Annotated in this window: 9 protein-coding genes; 7 read left to right on the top strand and 2 right to left on the bottom strand. The window is 48.2% G+C overall.

The genetic code is table 11. The features are described 5' to 3' along the window. Positions 1-92: 92 nt before the first annotated feature. Positions 93-266 carry a hypothetical protein gene (locus ACYVF1_RS01860; protein ID WP_461075032.1) on the bottom strand — a complete coding sequence of 58 codons (174 nt, stop codon included), beginning with the start codon at positions 264-266 and terminating at the stop codon, positions 93-95. A gap of 83 nt (positions 267-349) precedes the next feature. On the opposite strand from ACYVF1_RS01860, the gene ACYVF1_RS01865 reads away from it, so the two are divergent. The 6 genes from ACYVF1_RS01865 (at position 350) to ACYVF1_RS01890 (ending at position 10,931) form a co-directional block, all read left to right on the top strand. After that, a complete protein-coding gene (locus tag ACYVF1_RS01865; protein ID WP_461075034.1) occupies positions 350-1,711 on the top strand; it encodes an SWIM zinc finger family protein in 1,362 nt (453 codons plus the stop codon). 11 nt (positions 1,712-1,722) lie between these two features. After that, positions 1,723-3,291 (top strand): DUF5691 domain-containing protein, encoded by a 1,569-nt coding sequence (locus ACYVF1_RS01870; RefSeq protein WP_461075036.1) that lies wholly within the window; start codon positions 1,723-1,725, stop codon positions 3,289-3,291. A 31-nt stretch (positions 3,292-3,322) separates the two neighbouring features. Then, positions 3,323-4,402 (top strand): ATP-binding protein, encoded by a 1,080-nt coding sequence (locus ACYVF1_RS01875; protein WP_461075038.1) that lies wholly within the window; start codon positions 3,323-3,325, stop codon positions 4,400-4,402. Next, the gene (locus tag ACYVF1_RS01880; protein ID WP_461075040.1) at positions 4,399-6,696 is read left to right on the top strand and encodes a DUF5682 family protein; all 2,298 of its coding nucleotides are present in this window, start codon (positions 4,399-4,401) and stop codon (positions 6,694-6,696) included. Before ACYVF1_RS01875 ends, ACYVF1_RS01880 begins: the two co-directional genes overlap by 4 nt. A 78-nt stretch (positions 6,697-6,774) precedes the next feature. Further along, positions 6,775-9,753: a DUF4132 domain-containing protein gene (locus ACYVF1_RS01885; protein ID WP_461075042.1), complete on the top strand. Its 2,979-nt coding sequence runs from the start codon at positions 6,775-6,777 to the stop codon at positions 9,751-9,753. Further along, the gene (locus ACYVF1_RS01890; RefSeq protein ID WP_461075044.1) at positions 9,750-10,931 is read left to right on the top strand and encodes a VWA domain-containing protein; all 1,182 of its coding nucleotides are present in this window, start codon (positions 9,750-9,752) and stop codon (positions 10,929-10,931) included. Before ACYVF1_RS01885 ends, ACYVF1_RS01890 begins: the two co-directional genes overlap by 4 nt. A 126-nt stretch (positions 10,932-11,057) precedes the next feature. Here ACYVF1_RS01890 and ACYVF1_RS01895 read toward each other — a convergent pair whose 3' ends face one another. After that, complete coding sequence (locus tag ACYVF1_RS01895; protein WP_461075046.1) at positions 11,058-12,605, bottom strand: alpha-N-arabinofuranosidase; 1,548 nt, start codon at positions 12,603-12,605, stop codon at positions 11,058-11,060. 583 nt (positions 12,606-13,188) lie between these two features. Here ACYVF1_RS01895 and ACYVF1_RS01900 point away from each other — a divergent pair. Continuing rightward, on the top strand, positions 13,189-17,253 hold the full coding sequence (locus ACYVF1_RS01900; protein ID WP_461075048.1) for a hybrid sensor histidine kinase/response regulator transcription factor: 4,065 nt from the start codon (positions 13,189-13,191) through the stop codon (positions 17,251-17,253). Positions 17,254-17,295: the final 42 nt, after the last annotated feature.

Here is a 17,295-nt window from a genome sequence, read left to right on the forward strand (position 1 = left end):
ACTGATAAAGATGTTACATTTCAACCCAAAACCAGGTTATTCTTGATTTGTATGAACACGATAACCAAGAAATAGCGCTTAACCTGCTGTTGCTAGTGGGCAGTTAGCCCGTTACGTTTAACCAGCGACATTTCTTTGGCTCGCTCTTTTAATTGTTCCAGTTTTTTCTGCTGGGTTTGCTTACGTTCAAGCTGCTCCTGCGCAACGGCCTCGACCTGTCTCTGGCTTGTAGTTTTATATTTTCCCGTAAAGTTTTCGATACTCATACATTGCGCCTTTGATCATTTTTCTGTTGGCAGCAGCTCTCAATCGTGTAATTTTGTAGCACTTAGCGTAATCAGTACAATTCGTGGTTCATTTCACCGAAGAGCAAATTCAGTCGCTGGCTCCAGATGCGGCCTCGCTTAAGGCTGGTAAGGGTCTTGTCAATCCACGAAAATGGCCTACACGCGCTGTTTCTGACCGGGTGCTTTGGGGCGAAGTGCAGGGCAGCGGCAAAGACCCGTATCGCACACAGGTTGACCTTACCAACATTGCCTTTAAATGTTCCTGCCCCAGTCGTAAGTTTCCCTGCAAACATGGCCTGGGTTTATTACTGCTTTACACACACGAACCCGATTCGTTTACACAAACACCCTCCGAACCGACCTGGGTAAGCGAATGGATGGATAAGCGGGTCGTAAAAGGGAATAAGCTTGCTGAAACACCCAACGAAAATGATCCGGAAACCAAACTCGTTAAAACGAAAAGCCAGCAAAAGCGTGCCAGCGATCGACTAGAGAGCGTCAGGGCCGGTGTATCTGAATTAGCTCGCTGGACGGAAGATCTGATCAGAACCGGATTGTTGGGCCTTCCAGATAAAGGATCTGCGTTCTGGCAACAAACGGCGGCTCGCATGGTTGATGCCAAAGCCCCCGGGCTAGCTACGCGAGTAAAACAACTTGGCAGCCTTCCTTTTTTTGACGGTAACGGCTGGCAGGGCGAAGCGCTTCAGCAGTTTGGCCGGTTATACTTACTTATACAAGCCTTTACTCGACTCGATCAGTTACCGACCGATTTACAGGATGACGTAAAATCCTTAATTGGCGTCACTATCAATCAGAAAGAGTTGCTCGAATTAGCTGATGCAGATTCGGTAACGGATCGCTTTTGGGTGCTGGCGCGTCAAACTTCGGTTGAAGATGATTTGACCATCCAGCGGAATTATCTGTACGGGCAACGCTCCAGGCGGTTCGCATTCATCCTGAATTTTGCATTTAAAAATACACCAATGCAAACGATGCTTGCGCCAGGAACTGCTGTTGATGCAACTGTGGTCTTTTATCCTGGACGCTGGCCTTATCGTGCTGTATTGAAGGAGCAAAGCACTACCCAAAAAAGCACCGGCAATCAACTGCCGACCGAATACGCCAACTGGTCGATTGCTCAGCAGGTGCTAACGGACATCGTAAGCCAGTCTCCCTGGTTTGACGAGATTCCTCAAATCGTTGGGCCCCTGACGTTGTTAACCGACAATGGTCGCCATTATCTGCGAGATGTTAATGGCCTTAGCCAGCCAGTTAATCCCAACTGGCCCCAGGAGTCTTTCTACAAATGGTTGGCACTGAGTGGTGGGCATCCTGTATTAGCCTTTGTGTTGCGAACCAAAGTCTGTGTTCTGCCCCTGGGTATCTGGGTGAACGATTCCATTACTTCTTATTATACCCTTTAAAATAGACGGCCATGACAACTCCAGACTGGTGGCAAGCTTTGGTCGAAACGGCACTTCTGGGTACAGAACGAAAGTCTTTTGATCCGGCTCAGTTGCCGGTAGAATTACAATCCAGTAAGGCAACGTCCTCCCCCGAACAGGCACTGTTGCAGACGGCGGCTTTGGCAACCAATTACCTTTGGGCAGGCTATGAACCAGCGGATTTAGCCTTGCCGGATATGCCTATCTGTGAACCGGAAACGCATCCTTATGCGCCAAAAGAAGCCATGCAAATACTCGCCAAACTTGTGGACGAACCAGCCCCCAACCGGCGCTTATTGAAAAAATGGGTTGATAGGTGTCAGAATCGAAACTGGATTCTTCCCCCTGATTCGCTATGCAATCTATTGGCCAGACATAAAAACGGTACAATAGAAGTTGATCCAGATGCACTCTATCACATAATTGGTAATCGAGGTAAATGGCTCGGACAAATCAACACCGATTGGTCGTATGAAGCCCCTAAAACTCCAGAGGAAACATGGGAAGAGCAGAATGGCTCACAGGCTCTTGCGCTTTATGAAATACGATTGGCGCAGCCGACTAAAGCCCGAGTTTTACTGGAAGAAAAATGGGATCAGCAGCCTCTGAAAGAGAAGAAATTATTACTAAGTGCGCTAAATCCAGGGTTGTCGTTGGAAGATGAACCTTTCCTGGAAAAGCTTAGAATCGATTTACTGTCTGTTAAGAAGCCCAAAACTGTCCAGATTGAGCATTTTCAACTCGTAAGTGAACTGTTATTGGCTATACCCGGCAGTGCTTTATTTCAGGAAGTGGTTGGTCAACTAAGGCCCTACTTTAAGGCGAATAAAGGTATATTCCAACGCTTGGTTGGTAAGTCTGAAACGGCCCTGGTCTTACCAATCCACTTCGACGATTTCTTCAATGAAGCAAGTATGAAGAAACTGGGCGTTGAAATAAATGCTGACTTATCGGAGCAATTGCTCATTCTTAGTTGGTTTGCTACTCTTTTAATAAAAGTGCACCCCGACTGCTGGGCAATTATACTGAATGATAAAAAGCTACGTCCTGTCCCTTTTTTCATGCGACAATCCTGGCCTGAGGGCGAGCGAGATGCTATTGCCCAGGTGCTTGCCCAGATGGTTCGGAGATTTAAACGTACGGACTGGGTCGCTGATCTTCTCCCGCATAAATCAGCCATAACGGAGTGGCCTGCCTTGCTGGCACTACTATCGCCCGACGAACAACAACGACTTATTCCTATAGAATTCGATTTAACCAACGTATACGGTAACTATCAGTTTTTGACGGACGAAGAGGCTACTCAATGGTCTCTTGCCTTTAGCGAGTACGTATGGGAAGCCATTGTAAAAACGTGGATTAAAACTCCTTATCTGCAAGGTGCTGAACGGCAATTTGTTCGAGATGCGGTTGCCGTCATTCATCCCGATATATTGACAAATGCGCAAGCTGCTGCAGACCGATATCTCTCAGGGCATCAGCAATATACATTCAACGAACAAGTGCTTACGCCACTCAACCGGTGGCTCAACCTACGACGACGTATCAACGAATTGTAACCAAACCACTGACAACCCACAAATCGACCTTATGAACGTACTACGCCAACACGCTGAGCAACAATTCGCCGAGGAGCTAACCGAACTCGCCAAACAGGATAGCGCCCAGCGGCCACCCAACTGGCTTCTGTCGCCCAATGCGGTCGTTACGTATCTGGTGGGAGGTACCCTGAAAAACGGCTTTATTGTCTCACCGAAATATATTGGTAGCCGCCGTCTCATGGAGATTGCCGTGGCGACGCTGACAACCGATCGGGCCCTGTTGCTGTACGGGCTACCCGGTACGGCTAAATCGTGGGTTGCCGAACACCTGGCCGCTGCCATTTCGGGCAATTCTACGTTGCTGATTCAGGGAACGGCCGGCACCAGCGAAGAAGCCATTCGCTACGGTTGGAACTATGCCCGATTATTAGCCGAAGGTCCTTCGGAACGAGCGCTCGTCACAACGCCCATGATGACCGCCATGCAATCGGGTAAAATTGCACGAATCGAGGAATTAACGCGTATTTCGGCTGATGTACAGGATACGCTCATCACGATTTTGTCGGAGAAAGTATTACCTATTCCTGAACTGAATTCCGAAATCCAGGCCGTGAAAGGTTTTAATGTTATTGCCACGGCCAACAACCGCGACAAAGGCGTTAATGAATTATCAGGCGCGTTAAAACGCCGTTTCAACACAGTAATCCTGCCCGTTCCGTCAAGCATGGACGAAGAGGTCGATATTGTTCAACGACGGGTAACCAGTTTGGTCCGTACGCTGGAACTACCTGCCGAAGCGCCATCGGTACACGAACTTCGTCGGGTCGTCAGCATCTTCCGTGAATTAAGATCAGGTCTTACCAACGATGGGAAGACCAAGTTAAAAACGCCTTCTGGCACGATGAGCACAGCCGAGGCCATATCTGTCGTCAACAGCGGTCTGGCTCTGGCGGCTCATTTTGGCGATGGTCAATTACGGGCAGACGACGTAGCGGCTGGTTTGGTCGGCGCCATTGTTAAAGATCCTGTACAGGACAAAGTTGTCTGGAACGAATACCTGGAAACCGTCCTTAAAACCCGCGAAGACTGGCGCGACATGTACCGGGCCTGTAAGGAGATTAGTTTATGAAGCTGACCCTCCTCGGCATTCGTCATCATGGAGTAGGCTCGGCCCGCTACGTGCAGGAAGCGTTGAGTCAGATTCGGCCTGACCTTCTTCTCGTTGAAGGTCCACCAGAACTAGATACGGTACTGACTCATCTGGCTAGTAATGAGCTACAGCCGCCTGTCGCTGTTCTTGCTTATAATCCAGACGATCTGAAACAGGCGGTTTATTATCCCTTTGCTACGTTCTCCCCAGAATGGCAGGCGCTTACATGGGCTGTTCAGCAAGACGTACCGACTCGAATGATCGACTTGCCGGTAAGTCATTCGTTCGGAATCGAACAGCGAAAAAAGGCAGTTGCTGAAAATACTGAGGATCGAAAAGTAGGTGAAACGCCCGAAACAACAGAGACAACAACACTTGATGAACCTTCGGATAAATCGAGTCAAACTACGTCTTTGCTAAGTCTGGCCCAAGCCGATGGATATGATGATAGCGAAGCCTGGTGGGAGCAGCATGTGGAGCAACGATACGTTAAAGAGTATGCCCTCGACCATTTCGACGCCGTTCAACAGGCCATGACGGCCTTGCGGGAGTATGCAGCCCCCAACGCAGAGAATGATCTGCGGGAAGCGTATATGCGGCAGCTGATTAGACAGGCTGAAACCGATGGCTTTGGCAACGTAGTGGTTGTATGCGGAGCCTGGCACGTACCGGGGTTAACTACCTGGTCAACCACAAAAAAAGAAGATACTCGGTTGCTGAAAGGATTGCCTAAAACGACTGTCCGCGCCACCTGGATTCCGTGGACGTATGACCGATTGGGGTGGCGTAGCGGCTATGGGGCTGGTATTACGTCGCCCGGTTGGTACGACCACAACTGGAATCATCCCGACGATACCGGCATCCGTTGGCTGACCCACGTAGCGCGGTTGTTCCGTAAAAACAAAATGGATACGTCCACAGCCCACGTGATCGAAGCCTACCGATTAGCCGAAACGCTGGCTGGTTTACGTAATCTGCCGAGGGCTGGTCTGTCGGAATTAAATGAAGCTACGACAACCGTGCTTTGCTTCGGCGATAGCATTTTGCTGAAGCTGGTAGAAGAGGAATTGATTGTTGGTAAAAAGATGGGGCAAGTCCCCGCCGATACGCCTAAATTACCATTACAGGCCGATTTCGAGGAACTTACCCGAAAAATCCGGTTGCCACAAAGCGCCGAACGAAAGGACTACGAACTCGATTTACGGAAAGACCTTGACCTGAATCGGAGCCGGTTACTCCATCGTCTTACAATCCTTGAGGTCACCTGGGGCACACGGGGTGCTGCACGTACTAAAGGTACTTTTAAGGAAGTGTGGACATTAAGGTGGCAACCCGACATGGTGTTGCAGCTTATTGAAAAGGCGATTTTTGGTAATAACGTCGAGAATGCAGCTACGGCTTTCCTATTAGATAAAAGCGGGCGAACGAATCGCATCGGCGATCTGGCCCAATTGATGCAGCAGGCTATTCCGGCTGAACTGTTCGGTGCAATTGAGCAGCTACTGGCCCGCATTGGCGAACTTGCTACCGTTTCGGCCGACGTATTAGAATTGATGCAGGCTTTTACGCCACTGGTTGATGTGAGTCGATACGGTAACGTGCGCAACACCGACCTAACGGTTATTCACCAACTTATCGAAGGGCTCATAACGCGGGTGTGTATTGGCTTGCCCAATGCTTGTTATGGCCTCGATAACGACAGTGCAGCCTTAATGCTTAAGCAGATACGGCTCGTCAATGAGGCTACTCGCTTGCTCGAAAACGAATCGTTACGTATCCTGTGGAACACTACGCTGCATCAACTACTGCTCAAAGCAGAGCACTTGAATACTGATACGTCGGCACCGGGAATTAACCCACTGATTACGGGTGGACTTTGCCGTATCCTGTTCGATGGGCAGCTTCTTAGTCTATCCGAAACAACGACCGCTTTTGGGCTGGCACTCTCGGCAAGCCAACCCGCAACGGCCTCAGCAGCCTGGCTTGAAGGTTTTTTGTCGGGAAGCGGGCTGATTCTATTGTATGATCAGGTACTCTGGAACCTGCTTTATAAATGGGTTGCCGATCTGCCAGCGGAGCATTTTTCTGAATTGCTCCCCATCCTGCGCCGAACGTTCGCTCGTTTCGAACCCGCTGATCGCCGACAGCTCGGTACTAAAGCCCGTCAGGGAATTTCGGCATCGGTCGTTACATCCAGCAAGGAGGTCACTGCATTCAATACCGAGCGGGCCAGTCAGGTATTGGGCGTAATGAACGAATTATTAGGTCTATAAATCCAGATCGATATGGGGCTGAAACAAACGTTACTCAACTTATTCACAAACTCGGATTCTCAACCTGACAAACTTTCTATGCTAACGCCACCAATTGACCGCGAGCCATTGTTGCAGAAGTTTAGCGATGAAACCCGAAACCTCGCTTATTATGAAGCCCACAAAGCCGATTACAGCCAATTAATCGAATACTTACGCGATGGCCGTGTTGCCTATCCAGTTATTCAATTTGGTTTTTACGGCCATACCCTCTACGCTGCTTATTGGGCTATGCTTTCTCCGAATCCTCAGCAATGGGATGCATTTGATCTTCGACTGATAGCGTTTGCAGTAGGGCAGGGGACAAATCGCTACAATTATTTATACGAGGATTTCTACGAAAACTGGTTGGCCGAACGGGTCAACGGTTCGTTCGGTGCAGAAACGATTCATTCACTGGTTCAGCATATGGCCCGATATGGTGTATCAGAAGGGGATTTCTGGTTTGCCGTACTGAAATATATTGAGCTAGCTGATTCTGATTTTCCATTAATTCACTGGATGATAGCGCGGCTCGATCAGTATCATGCGTTATCCTGGCCCAACTTATACGGGCACCAGCGAATAAATTACCTGAAACTGATTTTAAAATGGAAGCCCGACTTTGTCAAAGCGCATGTGTCCGATTTCCTTCAGTTGGGCAGCTACAATGATCGGTTGGGATTAGATACTGACCTTGTTCATGAATTGTTGGCGTACGATGCTACGTATTTTGGTCCTTTTGTTGCCGACGTTCAGCGATACGTTACCGATCCGGGAACGTATCGTAGCCTACAGAAATTATTGGCGCAGTACGTACCGAATCAGTACGAGTCAGAAACGCTGTCCGCTGCATACGATTATCTGGAGTTAGTACGGCGCGAGATGACTGCTACGTCACCCAAAAACTATTTTCTCAGTAGCGAACGTACCGATCCAAAAGGGCCATATGAACTGAGTGTCAAGGTACTTTTCGACCGGATTTTCAGCCAGGAGGAACCAGCCAAAGCCAGAGAATACGTCTACAACTGGCTGCGGGTCTGTCCGGCACCGGATATACAATTGTTCGAATTTCTGTCTGGGCGACTTGGTCAGGAAAGTGTTCCCTTCCTGATTTTAGGCTTGCAGGTAGATTCCAAAGGCTTGTATTTCGATGAGATTCGACTAGCCAAGGATAGTTTAAAGCTCCTTGCACAGTATGATTACACTGACTATTATCCGCAAATCTGGGCGCTGACCCGTCATAAGTCGAAGCAAATGCGGGAAATAGCGGCTGTCACCCTCGCTAAACTTGGCGAAATAGCCATTCCCGAAGCTGAAAAATTACTCCGCCACAAAAAGGCCGATTTTCGGCAGACGGGCGCTTTACTCCTTTCGCTGATCCGTACTGACCGGGCGCAGTCGTTATTGATGGATGCGCTCAATACCGAAAAGAACGACGATACGCGCGATGTGATGCTGGAGAGTCTGGCCGGATTATTACCTGCTCCGACAACTCAGGATGAGGTTGCGGCCGTTGTAGAAAAAGCCCGCCAACGTAGTAAACTAGACGTTCCGGTAGCGCCTTATCTTGTTGAGACCAATTTGCCCGAACTCTATTGGCAGAGCTCGGGCGAACCATTAAACCAGGATACTATTCGGTTTTTGTTGTATCGGCAGAATCGCTCAAAAGATATCCGGCCCGATAGCGAAGCTCGACCACTCTACACGCTTATCGATCGGCAACGTAGTGGTCCGTTTGCTCACACGGTGCTGAAAGCTTATCTGGAAGCCGGGGCCGATCCGAAAGGAAAAGGCTGTCTGACCGTGGCGGCTATGCTGGGTAATGACGAGGAAGTTGATCTGCTAAAGACAAAAGTGAATCAGTGGGCCGAAGCCGGACGCGGCAAAATGGCCGAATATGCCGTACAGGCACTGGCACTCATTGGCTCTAATAAGGCGCTACGTGCCGTCGAATTTTACGCCCGAAAGTACAAGAACAAGAATAAAAATATCGGCGCTGCGGCCAACGAAGCCTTTACGATTGCCGCCGATACGCTTGGCATTTCGCCCTACGATTTGGCCGATTCCATTATTCCTGATTTTGGTTTCGAGGGTTTATTTCGACCGTTTGAAGCTGGCAATGAGACGTACCGGGCCTTCGTTGGAACCGATTTTAAATTGGCATTTCTCAACGAAGACAACAAACTGAGCAAGACATTACCTAAAGCGGCTTCCGCGGATTTAAAAGAAGAATTTAAGGAGATCAGTAAGGAAATTCGGGATATTGTGAAAGCCCAGTCGGGACGGCTGGAACAGTATTTGGTCATTCAGCGCAAATGGCCGAGCGATAATTGGCAACAGTTCTTTCTGGGCAATCCGGTTATGTTTGCTTATGCTATTCGATTGATCTGGGGCGTCTTCGATCACCAGCAAATCCTGCTTTTTACGTTCCAGTGCCAGGAAGATCAGACGTTGCTCAACGAAGCGGGCGACGAGATTGAACTACCCGATGATACGTTAATCGGAATGGTGCATCCGCTAGCCTTAACCGACGGACAACGTACTCACTGGTCGCAGCAACTCACTGATGCCAACATAGAACCAATCTTTCCGCAACTGGCTCGTCAGGTCGTTCCGCTTCCTGAGTCGGACTCCGATTTGACCATAGATCGGCAGTTTGAAGGCATCGAGTATGGCGGGTATGGTTTTGTCAGCAAAATGGAAAAATTAGGCTGGTTTCGGGGATCGGTGCAGGACGCCGGCTGGATTGCTAGTTACTACAAAGATTTCACGGATCTGAGTATCACGGCCATTCTGACTCAGCAGGGCAATATCTGTGTTGGCTATTACGATGAAAATGCGGCCTTAGGTGATATTATGTTTGCTCGTGCGCAGAGTGTCCGGTTCGGGAGTTACATGTACGATGAACCCAGTAAGGATACTGATCCGCGGCTAATTCGATTCGGGAACGTTCCTCCCATCGTTTATTCGGAAGTGATGGCCGACATGTTATTTTTTAAAGAGAACGACGCTCGTTCAAAAGACAATCCATTATGAGTGACCCACTAATTCGATGGCGGCTTATTCTCGGCGGCAATGAAGCCGATGGAACGGGTGCTACGTTGACCGGCCAGGACGCCCAGATTGATGCTGCGTTAGCGGCATTGTACGAATTTGAACGACGAGGCCAGTTTGATTACGGGTCTACCGATGCGTCTCGAAAAGGAGGTTCAGGGGCGTCGCAGCCGAACGTAGCGCGGTGGCTGGGCGATATCCGGCAGTTTTTTAAGCAGTCGGTGGTGCAGGTTATGCAGAACGATGCCCTGAAACAGGATGAATTGAAGCGAAAATTAATGTTTGAGCCAGAAATTCTGGAGCAGGCAACGCCCGATGTTCATTTAGTGGCCACACTGATGGAGCTAGGTAAACTGATACCCTCGAAAACCAAGGATACTGCCCGTCGCGTTGTGCAGAACGTAGTGGATGAGCTTCTGCAAAAAGTCGAACAAAAAACGATTCAGGCTATCACAGGAGCCATTAATCGTGCCGCTCGTAACCGGCGCCCGCGCCATAACGAAATGGACTGGAATTCGACCATTCGAAAAAACCTGAAACACTATCAGCCTGATTACAAAACGATTATTCCAGAGATACGGATTGGGTACGGGCGAAAATCGAAACGATCGCTGAAAGACATTGTCCTTTGCCTGGACCAAAGCGGTTCGATGGGGCAGTCGGTGGTTTATTCAGGGATTTTCGGTGCCGTAATGGCCAGCATACCGACGGTAACAACCCGGATGGTTGTATTTGATACGGAAGTAGCCGACCTGACTGAAGACCTTAAAGATCCGGTCGATTTGCTGTTTGGTGTTCAACTCGGCGGTGGAACCGACATTAACCGAGCCCTAACGTATTGTCAGCAACTGATTACCAAGCCCGACGACACCATTCTGGTACTGATTACTGATTTATACGAAGGAGGTAATTCAGAAAACATGCGTCGGCGAATGGCTGAGTTGGTCGCTTCTGGTGTTCAGTTGATTACATTGCTGGCTCTCGACGACAGCGGAGCCCCATCATTTGACCATCAGCATGCCCGTTATTTATCTGGATTGGGCGTACCCGTTTTTGCCTGTACACCTGACCTATTTCCAGATCTGATGGCAGCCGCCATCAACAAACAGGATTTAACCCAATGGGCCGGTGACAACGATGTAGTTTTGAAAGGAAGGTAATCGAAAACCACTCCAGAAAATACCATCATCAATCTGTATAATCAACTTCACTGATTCAACGAGAAGAATGAATCATTTACGTATTGCTGGCGCATGCTCTTCGACAGCCCATGCGCCAGAAGTGCGTTAATTGGTCAGCTCTAGAACCACTACGGATACGGGCGGCAACGTAACGGTCAGATTATCACCGTTCATTTTGGACCCCGTGAAAGGGACTGGTTTTACTTTCGTGGTATTTTCGAACGTATTGTGATCCTGTACTTTGGCCGAGGTAAGAATACGTCCCGTCATAGCAGCTGCTTTAAATCCCTTTACGTTTACCGTAACTTCCTGCGGCTTACCGGCATCAATATTGACCAGCGAAATGTGCGTTTTGCCCGCCTTGTCCCGCGACGCAGACACCGATACGGCCGGTAGCTTATAATCTCCCACTTTATAGTCTTCCGTTTTTACGTCAACGGGAAGCATGGTCGCATCCTGGTGTACATTGTACATTTCCAGAACGTGGTACGTAGGAGTCAGCAGCATCTTGTCGCCCTTGGTCAGAATCACAGCCTGGAGCACGTTAACAGCCTGCGCCAGATTCGCCATCCGGACCCGGTCGGCGTGGTTGTGGAAGATATTGAGCGTAGCACCCGCTAAAATAGCGTCTCGCATGGTGTTCTGCTGATACAGGAAGCCCGGGTTTGTATTTGGCTCTACTTCGTACCAGCCTCCCCATTCATCGACCACTAAAGCTATCTTCTTCTGCGGATCGTACTTGTCCATAATTTCCGAATGCTTTTGCACAAACTCATCCATTTTCAGGGCTTCGTTCATGGTATGGGCGTAGTCGGTTTCCGTAAATTCGGTGGCGGAACCTTTCTCCTTTGGTCCCCAGCCGAACACCGAATAATGGTGCAGGGCTACCCCTTCAACCATTTTGCCAGGAATGTTTTTCATAAGGGTTTCGGTCCAGTTGAAATCATTGGAACTGGCCCCTGATGCGATGCGGAAAATAGTTTCTTTCCCCACCTGTGGCGCCATAAACGTAGCATACTGGCGGTAGATGTTTGCGTAGTAATCAGCCGTCATATTCCCTCCGCAACCCCAGGCTTCGTTCCCAACGCCCCAATAACGTACGTTCCAGGGCGCTTGCCGACCGTTTTGCTGCCGAAGATTTGACATGGGGCTATTTTTAGGGAAATTAACGTATTGAACCCAATCGCTCAAGTCCTGTACCGTCCCGCTCCCTACATTTCCGGCCAGATACGGCTCAGTGTTCAGCAGCTCGCACATGTTCAGAAAATCGTGCGTGCCGAAGCTATTATCTTCCGTGACGCCCCCCCACCAGGTATTCACAATTTTGGGCCGTTTGGCTTTTGGGCCAATGCCATCTTTCCAGTGATACGTATCGGCGAAGCATCCTCCCGGCCAGCGCAGGTTCGGAATTTTCATTTTTTTCAGGGCTTCCACTACGTCCAGCCGAACGCCATTTTTATTCGGAATTTTGGTATTGCCTTCACCAACGTAGAACCCATCGTAAATACACCGGCCCAGGTGTTCCGCAAAATGACCATAAATGTGCCGGCTGATAATTGTTTTCCCTTGGTCAGCATTAATCGTAACCCGATTCTGAGCTATAGCGCCCAAACTGAACGTAGCGAGCAGAATTGGGGTAAGTTGTTTCTTCATAAATTTATGTTGCACTATTAGTAGTTTATAAAACAAGTCTAAGATGATAAATCTTTAACGTAGCACTTTTTACCAAGCTGGTAAAAACTCAAAATCATTAAGCCCAAACGGCTCCCAAGATCGAAAATTTTAGGCAGGATCGCCTTTCTCACGTAGTCTGAGTCGAAGAATCTGAAGGCTTTTATCGAGGCAACAGTAGCGGTCGTTAAAGAGAAATAGGTTTTCAGTTTCGCGACTCATTTTCATTTTATCAAAAGTATAGTCAAAAATGATTGGGCTATTTAAAATGTAACATAGCCAAAGAATCGTGTAACATATCTTGGTGACTTTTGGATTATGGCAATATACTTTTGCTCATAATTGCTATTACTCAATTTAACGTAGCAGAAAAGTTACTCGCGGTGAAAAAAATGTTACAGCCAATCTCAGAGAAGATAGATGTAAGTATGGCTGTTCACAACCAGGCTTTATTCCCTGACCGGACGTAACGTACCGGTGCGAAACTGCTCTGACAAAGCCAACTTAGTTGCTAAGCCTTTTAGTCGGTGAAGATGGGTTGGTGGCGAAGCAAAAAGTACAATAGATGAATTCCAGAATCGCTTTACTTATTTTTTTGCTGTGGTATCCTCTTACCGCGCGAACCCAATCCGGCAAATTGTTTACGGCCGAGAACGGTTTGTCGGGTAGCGTAGTCAGCGATATCCATCAGGATCGGAGTGGTTTTTTGTGGATTGCCACCGAAGACGGCTTGAACCGGTTTGATGGAATAACGTTTACCGTATACAGGCACGACAGAAAAAATGACACGGGAATTCTGAGTAATCTGCTTCAGGACTTGTATGAGGACAAGGCTGGTCGAATGTATGTCGGTTCAATCGAAGGATTACAGTATTACAATTCGGCCAGTGACTCCTTCCACAAAATACCCCTTAAACTAGACGATGGAACTGTTGTTAGTACGCGGGTAGTGAGTGTCTGTGAACGAAAAAACGGAGATATTCTGATCGGCACTTCAGGGCGCGGCTTGTTTAAACTAGTGAAAAAAGGCGGTCAGCTTTGGGGCCAAAAAATCCATTTGCCCGTTCCCAGTGAGTTGATTATCAGTCTTTTTGAGGATACCGATCAGAACTTATGGGTGTCTACAGAAGATAAAGGGCTGTTCCGACTAGACAGACACACCACCAAATCATTTTTTGATACTAAAAAAGTGCAGAATAATGTGGTGAGAAGTATCTGCCAGGATCGGTACGGACGTCTGTTTGTCGGCAACATGAATAGTGGATTGTTTCGATACGACCCTGTTAATCAAAGCTTTATTGCCATTCCCTATAATGGCCGGACTGACCTTCCGGTCGATGAACTACTGGTCAATCGGAACAACCAGATCCTGATGGCCACCAGTGGGAAAGGATTGAAATATTTCGATCCGGCTACCAACAAAATTCAGGATCTGAACACGAATGTGACCAGCTTTGACCTGTCTAAATCCAAGGTACATTCGGTTTTTGAAGACAAGGCTGGTAATATCTGGGTTGGCATTTTTCAGAAAGGGTTGCTGCTACTGGCCGGCAATCCAAATCGGTTCGGTTATATAGGCTATAAGTCAGTAAACAGCAATTTCATTGGCTCGAGCACCGTCATGTCATTGTTTCAGGATTCGGATAAAACAGTCTGGGTCGGCACCGACAATGACGGATTATATGCGCTTTCGCCGGGCGCTGCCAGCGGTGTCCACTACAAGCCCGACACTGAACATGGACCGGTGCCATCCAATATCATGACTATTTATGAGGATTCAAGAAAAAACATCTGGCTTGGGTCCTATTTAAGTGGTCTGGTTCAATTCGATCCGAAAACGGGAAGAACCAGCGCTAGCAGTAAGATTATCGACAAAAACGGGGACAACGTTCAGCGGGTGTTCAGTATCAAAGAGGATTCCAGCCAGAGGCTCTGGGTTGCTACGATGGGTTCTGGCTTATTCTCACTGGACCTTCGTTCGGGAGCCGTCAAAAATTTTGAAGCGCCACCCAGTAAACTAAATCGACTCACCAACAACCTTATTCCCAATAACTGGATTAACTGTCTGCTCATTTCTAAAGACAACAAGCTATTTATTGGTACGTTCGACGGACTGGCCTGTCTGGACCTGGAAACGGAAAATTTCGTCTCCACTTTGGGCAGAAATAGCCTTCTGAGCGGCATCGTAATCTACGCGCTATTTGACGATAACAAAGGCAATCTATGGCTGGGGACCTCTCAGGGACTGAAAAAATTGAATCGTTCGACTAAAGCGATTACTTCGTTTGATACAGACAATGGCCTGCCAAGTAGTATGATCAGCGCCATCCGGGGCGATAACGACGGGCATCTATGGATAAGTACCAACCGGGGTTTGTCGAGGATGGATCTGGAAACCAATACGTTTGTCAATTTCTATTCGGCCGATGGGCTCCAGGGCAATGAATTTAGCCAGGGAGCCGCCATAGAAGCTGACAACGGCGAGTTGTATTTCGGCGGAGTAAACGGCATCACTCATTTTAAACCCGATGCGATACGTATTGCCAGTAAACGGCTGGCGGTACAAATTGTCGACCTGTATATTCACGATAAGCCGGTCAGAAAGGGGACAACATCTGGTACGTATCAAGTTGTCGATACAACCGTCAATAGTGCCCGGGAATTTAACTTGTCTCATCAGGATAACTCATTCACGCTGGAGTTTTCGACGATGGATTTTATTGATGCCGAGCGGGTTTCCTATTTGTATTCCATCAATGACAACAACTGGGTTGAATTGCGTCCGGGTTCTAACCGATTAACCTTCGATAACCTGGCTCCTGGTACCTACACATTTCGCTTAAAGGCAAAAGCCAACAAAGCCATTTCCGACCAGCATCAGGTAACCATCTTCATACACCCGGCCTGGTACTTATCGCTTTGGGCGAAGCTTATTTATGGCTTATTAATCCTGATTCTGTCGGGTCTGGTTTACAGAACGATCCGGAATCGGCGACGTATCAAAGAGGAACGGCTGGCTCACCAACGGCTGGAAGAGGTAAATGAAGCCAAACTCCAGTTTTTTATCAACATTGCCCATGAGATACGTACCCCTCTAACGTTGGTTGTCAGTCCGTTACAAAAGCTGATTAGTCACGATCAGGATAAAGAGCGCCGGCACCTGTACAACATCATGGGCCGGAACACAAAACGTTTACTGGATCTGGTTAATCAGTTGATGGACATCCGCAAAATTGAAAAAGGGCAGATGGCCTTGCAGTTGGCCCGAGTCGATATGGTGCAGTTTACGGGCGAAATCTGTCAGTTATTTGAAGAGCAGGTCCACGCCAAACAGATTCACTTTGTCATGGATTTTCCGGCGGATCGTGTCTTTGCCCGCATCGACCCGTTGAATTTCGATAAAGTGCTCATCAATATCCTTTCCAACGCATTCAAATTCACGCCCAACGGCGGAACAATTCGGGTAGCTCTGACCCTAAAACCTTCTGGCCTGACATCGGATCGGAACCAGCAGGATTTAGTGATAACGATTGAAGATTCCGGCCAGTTTATTAACGAGAACGAGACAGAACGGATATTCGAATGCTTTTATCAATCGCCCGACCACCGCGATTATAACCAATATGGCACAGGCATCGGTCTTCATTTGGTAAAACAACTGGTAGAACTGCACAACGGCACCATAAAAGTAGAAAATAAGGATTCTATCGGCTGCTGCTTTTCCATAACGCTGGCCGTCGATGAAGTTATTTCCGCTGAAACCCCGGCAATAGTGCCAGTAACACTTGCCACCCAGCGTTTACCAGAACCCGAAGAGCCCTCAAAAACACGACTCAAGCGAAAATCGAGGTGTGTCGTTATTGTTGACGATGACCGGGAGATATGCGACTACCTTGTTGACGAATTATCGGACGAATACAGTGTGTTTGCCTATGCCAATGGCGAAGAGGCTTATAAAGGGATCGTGAAAGAGAAACCTGATCTGGTTGTCAGCGATGTTATGATGCCCGTGATGGATGGCATGGCGCTTTGCCGTAAACTGAGAGCCAACCCTCTGGTGAACCATATACCGATCGTTTTATTGACGGCCAAAACCGAAGAATCGACTAATGTTCAGGCGCTTGAGCTGGGCGCCGACGCTTACATCACCAAACCATTCAACATCGACATCTTGTTGAAAACCGTTGATGGCCTGATCAAAAACAGACAACTCCTGAAAAATAATGAGCACGAACAGCAATATCAGGATGAGTTCATTTCGAAAATCAGCCTCAAAGCGGCTGAGGAAAGATTGCTGGAAAAAGTTCACCTGGTAATCAATCAGAACCTGTCCAATCCCGAGTTAAGCGTCGAGATGATTGCGGGCGAAATTGGTATCAGTCGCGTGCATCTGCATCGTAAATTAAAAGAGCTGACCAACGTAACAACCCGAGATCTTATCCGAACGATACGAATGAAACAGGCCGCGAATCTGCTAACAACCAAAGGGTTAAGCGTTTCAGAGGTATCGTTTGCGGTAGGCTATCCGAACGTAAACAATTTTTCGGTTGCCTTTAAGGAATTATACGGCGTGTCGCCCACGGGCTATTCGGCGCAACACATGACAAAAGTTAAGCCAGTGCCCTTGTAAAACAACAGTTTACCCCATTTGTAGCCTTTACTAGTTGACGAT

The sequence above is a fragment of the Spirosoma flavus genome (genome assembly GCF_054778555.1).

What these genes read in the sequence shown, in the direction of transcription:
- ACYVF1_RS01860 (WP_461075032.1), bottom strand. Translation starts at nt 266, where the DNA reads ATGAGTATCGAAAACTTTACGGGAAAATATAAAACTACAAGCCAGAGA.
- ACYVF1_RS01870 (WP_461075036.1), top strand. Translation starts at nt 1,723, where the DNA reads ATGACAACTCCAGACTGGTGGCAAGCTTTGGTCGAAACGGCACTTCTG.
- ACYVF1_RS01875 (WP_461075038.1), top strand. Translation starts at nt 3,323, where the DNA reads ATGAACGTACTACGCCAACACGCTGAGCAACAATTCGCCGAGGAGCTA.
- ACYVF1_RS01880 (WP_461075040.1), top strand. Translation starts at nt 4,399, where the DNA reads ATGAAGCTGACCCTCCTCGGCATTCGTCATCATGGAGTAGGCTCGGCC.
- ACYVF1_RS01885 (WP_461075042.1), top strand. Translation starts at nt 6,775, where the DNA reads ATGCTAACGCCACCAATTGACCGCGAGCCATTGTTGCAGAAGTTTAGC.
- ACYVF1_RS01890 (WP_461075044.1), top strand. Translation starts at nt 9,750, where the DNA reads ATGAGTGACCCACTAATTCGATGGCGGCTTATTCTCGGCGGCAATGAA.
- ACYVF1_RS01895 (WP_461075046.1), bottom strand. Translation starts at nt 12,605, where the DNA reads ATGAAGAAACAACTTACCCCAATTCTGCTCGCTACGTTCAGTTTGGGC.
- ACYVF1_RS01900 (WP_461075048.1), top strand. Translation starts at nt 13,189, where the DNA reads ATGAATTCCAGAATCGCTTTACTTATTTTTTTGCTGTGGTATCCTCTT.